1 protein-coding gene is annotated in these 5,645 nt (G+C 46.1%); it reads right to left on the bottom strand.

The window, feature by feature from the left end:
* A partial coding sequence (locus EGM47_RS16230; RefSeq protein ID WP_124981883.1) for a Calx-beta domain-containing protein occupies positions 1–5,645 on the bottom strand: 5,645 nt, incomplete at both ends.

The raw sequence follows: 5,645 nt of genomic DNA, 5'->3' as shown, positions 1-5,645 counted from the left end.
CAGCAGGTAGGCTTGTCTCATCTATATCACTGGTCGTATCGCCAGCTGGTACTACTGCACTCCAGGCTCCATTGGCATCCGTGGTTACCGTCTGAGGTACACCATTGCTATCGGTCACCACTACGTCTACTCCTGCAATACCTGGCTCGCCAGCATCCTGTACGCCGTTGCCGTTGGTGTCCTCGAAGACCGTTCCATTGATAATTCCTTCTGCAGGGATTGTAAAGACTGTAGGGTCTTCAAAATCTCCATCATTATCATTATCAATATTAGTAGCATCATCAGGGTCGTCTGACTCATCTGTAACAGGAGGCAGAGCATTACCATCATTGTCTTGCGCCTCCCCAGTAACTGTGGCGGTGTTTGTAACATCACCTGCAATTATATCGGCAGCGGTGATCGTATATATCGCTGAAGCAGTACCTGAATCTCCAGGATTCAAAGTGGTAGGCGTAACAACAAGGTTAGACACATTAATACGTGAATCATCAATGATTGGATTCGTAACTATCGTGTTTCCATTATTAGTCACCGTAAAATTATAGGTAATCGTATCACCGACATCAACAATGCCATTCATATTGGCATCCACATAAGTATCCGTTTTCGCGAAAGCGAGATTGGGCTGACTTAAATCAGTCACGGTTGGATCTTCTTGATCGCCATCACCATCTAGGTCTAAACCAGTTAGGTCAGCAGGATCATCGGAATCATCAGAAACATTTCCTAAGGTCATTCCATTTGGATCTATAGCCTCTCCGGTAGCAGTTGCGGTGTTTACAATTTGAGAATTGTCAATGTCAGTTGGTGTGATTGCATAGACGAATGAAACTGTAGCACTTGTTGTTCCAGGCTGCAACGGACTTGGCGTTACAGCTAAATTGGTTACTCCAATTGTAGGATCACTTATCGTGATGTTTTGAACTTCTACGTTTCCATTATTTACTATTACAAAATCATATATGATTGTATCACCTGCGTCAATAATTCCGTTTCCATTTACATCTACAACTGGATTATCGGTTTTAATCAAATTCAAATTAGGATCAGGAGAAAGGAAACCGTCTGCAGGCTCACCTACTGCAGTTCCAGCAGCAATATTTGTGGTCGTTGGGTCCGTTCCGGCTGTTTGAACTTCGTTACCGTTAGGCAAAGTTGTCTCATCAATATCAGATGTAGTCAAACCTGCTGGCACTACAACCGTCCAGTTTCCATTAGCATCGGTTATTACAGTTTGTGTCGAACTATCTGAAGCAGTAATTTCCACATCAACGTTAGGAATTCCCATTTCAGCAGCATCCTGAACACCGTTTCCGTTGGCATCATTAAATACAACGCCGGAAAGTATCCCATTCGCATTGAGAACAGTGACGGTTGGATCATCAGGATCTGCATCTCCATCAGGGTTAGAATTTGTTCCATTGTTAGGATCGTCTGAATTATCTGAAACTGTACCTGCCGGATCTCCGTTGGGATCAATCGCATCTCCAGTCGCTACTGCAGTATTCGTTACATTACCCGCTGTGATATCGGCTGCGGTGAGAATGTAGGTAACGTCAGCTATAGTTCCAGTTGCCCCAGGGGCTAAAGTGGAAGGTGTAACTGCGGCATTTGAAATTCCAATTCTGGCATCGTTAATCACCAAGTTTTCGATGGTCACATTACCATTATTAGTCACTGTGAAACTATAAATGATAGTGTCACCCGCATCGGTAATTCCGTCCATGTTATTATCAATAACACCACTACTTGTCTTGCTTAAAGCCAAGTTAGATTGGACTATAAAATATCCATCATCTGTGGTAGCTACTGTCGCTCCACCAGCTACGTTTACTGTCTCAGGATCAGAACCTGGAGTCGTCAATACACCACCAGCTGGGAAGTCCGGATCGGTCTCGTCTACGTCGATAGTCGTACTTCCGGATGGAACCGTGGCCGTCCAATCTCCGTTGGCGTCCGTTGTTACAGTTTGGGTATCTCCATTACTATCTGTGATTTCTACATCTACATCAGCAAGACCTGGCTCACCAGCATCCTGTACACCGTTACCGTTGATGTCATTAAATACTGTGCCAGTTACAGTTCCCTGTGCCTGGTATCCGTCATTGGTCGTCGGAACAGTCGCTCCACCAGCTACGTTTACTGTCTCTGGATCAGAACCTGGAGTCGTCAATACACCACCAGCTGGGAAGTCTGGATCAGTCTCGTCTACGTCGATGGTCGTAGTTCCGGCTGGAACCGTGGCCGTCCAATCTCCGTTGGCATCCGTTGTTACCGTTTGGGTATCTCCATTACTATCTGTGATTTCTACATCTACATCAGCAAAACCTGGCTCGCCAGCATCCTGTATACCGTTACCATTGATGTCATTAAATACTGTTCCGGTTACAGTTCCCTGAGCCTGGTAGCCGTCATCTGTGGTAGCTACTGTCGCTCCACCAGCTACGTTTACTGTCTCAGGATCAGAACCTGGAGTCGTCAATACACCACCAGCCGGGAAGTCTGGATCGGTCTCGTCTACGTCAATGGTCGTAGTTCCGGCTGGAACCGTGGTCGTCCAATCTCCGTTGGCATCCGTTGTTACCGTTTGGGTATCTCCATTACTATCTGTGATTTCTACATCTACATCAGCAAGACCTGGCTCACCAGCATCCTGTACACCGTTACCGTTGATGTCGTTAAATACTGTGCCAGTTACAGTTCCCTGAGCCTGGTATCCGTCATTGGTCGTCGGAACAGTCGCTCCACCAGCTACGTTTACTGTCTGTGGATCAGAACCTGGAGTCGTCAATACCCCACCAGCTGGGAAGTCTGGATCAGTCTCGTCTACGTCGATGGTCGTAATTCCGGATGGAACCGTGGCCGTCCAATCTCCGTTGGCGTCCGTAGTTACCGTTTGGGTATCTCCATTACTGTCGGTGATCTCTACATCTACATCAGCAAGACCTGGCTCACCAGCATCCTGTACACCATTACCGTTGATATCATTAAATACTGTGCCAGTTACAGTTCCCTGTGCCTGGTATCCATCATCTGTGGTAGCTACTGTGGAGCCGCTTGTTACGGTAACAGTTTCTGGATCAGAGCCAGTAGTAGTTAAAACGCTTCCTACTGGAAGAGTCGTTTCATCTACATCTACAGTAGTTGAACCATTTGGCACTAGTAATGACCAGCTACCATTCGCATCTGTAGTAACTGTTATTATATTGCTATCAGCATCCGTTATAACCACATCCACCATTGGGATGCCAGGTTCGCCAGCGTCTTGAACACCATTTCCATTTATATCGTTGAAAACAGTTCCTGTTACCGTACCGAAATCATTATCAGTAATTGTAACCGTACCATCATCAGTATTATTAGAAGTGACCCCAGTATTGAGCGTTCCAGTTACGGTAAAGTCTTCGGTAGGCTCTCCGATGGCATCGTCCGTGATCGAAATCAAAACATTAACACTAGTGCCACCCGCTGGGATTGTCACCGTTGTTGTGGTAGATGTGTAATCTCCTGGTGCTATTGCTGTATTATCAGCGGTTATAATATCAATCACTGTATCAACACTGCTAGGATTTGAAATACTTACCGTTACGCTTGCTGTTCCAGCATCTTCTGCTACTGTTACATCGCCAACGTTGAAGGTTGGTGCATCATTGTCTGTAATTGTCACCGTTCCATCATCAGTATTATTAGAAGTGACTCCAGTATTGAGCGTTCCAGTTACGGTAAAGTTTTCGGTAGGCTCTCCGATGGCATCGTCTGTGATCGGAATCAAAACATTAACACTAGTACTACCCGCTGGGATCGTCACCGTTGTTGTGGTGGATGTGTAATCTCCAGGTGCTATCGCTGTATTGTCAGCGGTTGTAATATCTATGACCGTATCAACACTGCTAGGATTTGAAATACTTACCGTTACGCTTCCTGTTCCAGCATCTTCTGCTACAGTTACATCGCCAACGTTGAAGGTTGGTGCATCATTGTCTGTAATTGTCACCGTTCCATCATCAGTATTATTAGAAGTGACTCCAGTATTGAGCGTTCCAGTTACGGTAAAGTTTTCGGTAGGCTCTCCCATGGCATCGTCTGTGATCGGAATCAAAACATTAACACTAGTACTACCCGCTGGGATCGTCACCATTGTTGTGGTGGATGTGTAATCTCCAGGTGCTATCGCTGTATTGTCAGCGGTTGTAATATCTATGACCGTATCAACACTGCTAGGATTTAAAATACTTACCGTTACGCTTGCTGTTCCAGCATCTTCTGCTACAGTTACATCGCCAACGTTGAAGGTTGGTGCATCATTGTCTGTAATTGTCACCGTTCCATCATCAGTATTATTAGAAGCGACTCCAGTATTGAGCGTTCCAGTTACGGTAAAGTCTTCGGTAGGCTCTCCGATGGCATCGTCCGTGATCGGAATCAAAACATTAACACTAGTACTACCCGCAGGGATCGTCACCGTTGTTGTGGTGGATGTGTAATCTCCAGGTGCTATCGCTGTATTGTCAGAGGTTGTGATATCAATGACTGTATCAACACTGCTCGGATTGGTAATACTTACCGTTACGTTCGCTGTTCCAGCATCTTCTGCTACAGTTATATCGCCAACACTAAAAATCGTTGCATCGTCATTGGTAATCGTTCCCGTACCTACATTGTCAGTCGCGCTAATCGTACCATTAATGGTCGTATTCAATGTGATGTCAAAAGTCTCATCAGGCTCTACTGTCGTATCTCCATTTACTGGAACACTGACCGTAGCGGTAGTTGATCCGGCAGGGATCGTTACCGTAAGGGTGGCAGGATTATCGTAATCATTGCTACCCGCACCAGTACCAGCTTCTTGGGCCGTACCGTCGGCGATCGTGTAAGTTACCGTGGTAGGTGTACTTACCGGATTACTCAAACTAATCGTAAAGTCAAAATTGGTTGTACCTGCATCACCTTCGTTTTGGGTGATGTCATTGATGCTAACCACTACAGCATCGTCATTGGTAATCGTTCCCGTACCTACATTGTCAGTCGCGCTGATCGTACCATTATTGGTCGTATTCAATGTGATGTCAAAAGTCTCATCAGGCTCTACTGTCGTATCGCCATTGACTGGAACACTGACCGTAGCGGTAGTTGATCCGGCAGGAATCGTTACCGTAAGAGTGGCAGGATTATCGTAATCATTGCTTCCCGCGCCAGTACCAGCTTCTTGGGCCGTGCCGTCGGCGATCGTGTAAGTTACCGTGGTAGGTGTACTTACCGGATTACTCAAACTAATCGTAAAGTCAAAATTGGTCGTACCTGCATCACCTTCGTTTTGGGTGATGTCGTTGATGCTGACCACAACGGCATCGTCATTGGTAATCGTTCCCGTACCTACATTGTCAGTCGCGCTGATCGTACCATTATTGGTCGTATTCAATGTGATGTCAAAAGTCTCATCAGGCTCTACTGTCGTATCGCCATTTACTGGAACACTGACCGTAGCGGTAGTTGATCCGGCAGGGATCGTTACCGTAAGGGTGGCAGGATTATCGTAATCATTGCTTCCCGCACCAGTACCAGCTTCTTGGGCCGTACCGTCGGCGATGGTGTAAGTTACCGTGGTAGGTGTACTTACCGGATTACTCAAACTAATCGTAAAGTCG

It is taken from the genome of Nonlabens xiamenensis (assembly GCF_003865345.1).
In the GTDB taxonomy this organism is placed as follows: Bacteria; Bacteroidota; Bacteroidia; order Flavobacteriales; family Flavobacteriaceae; genus Nonlabens; species Nonlabens xiamenensis.
This window is presented reverse-complemented; position numbering and strand designations above follow the sequence as displayed.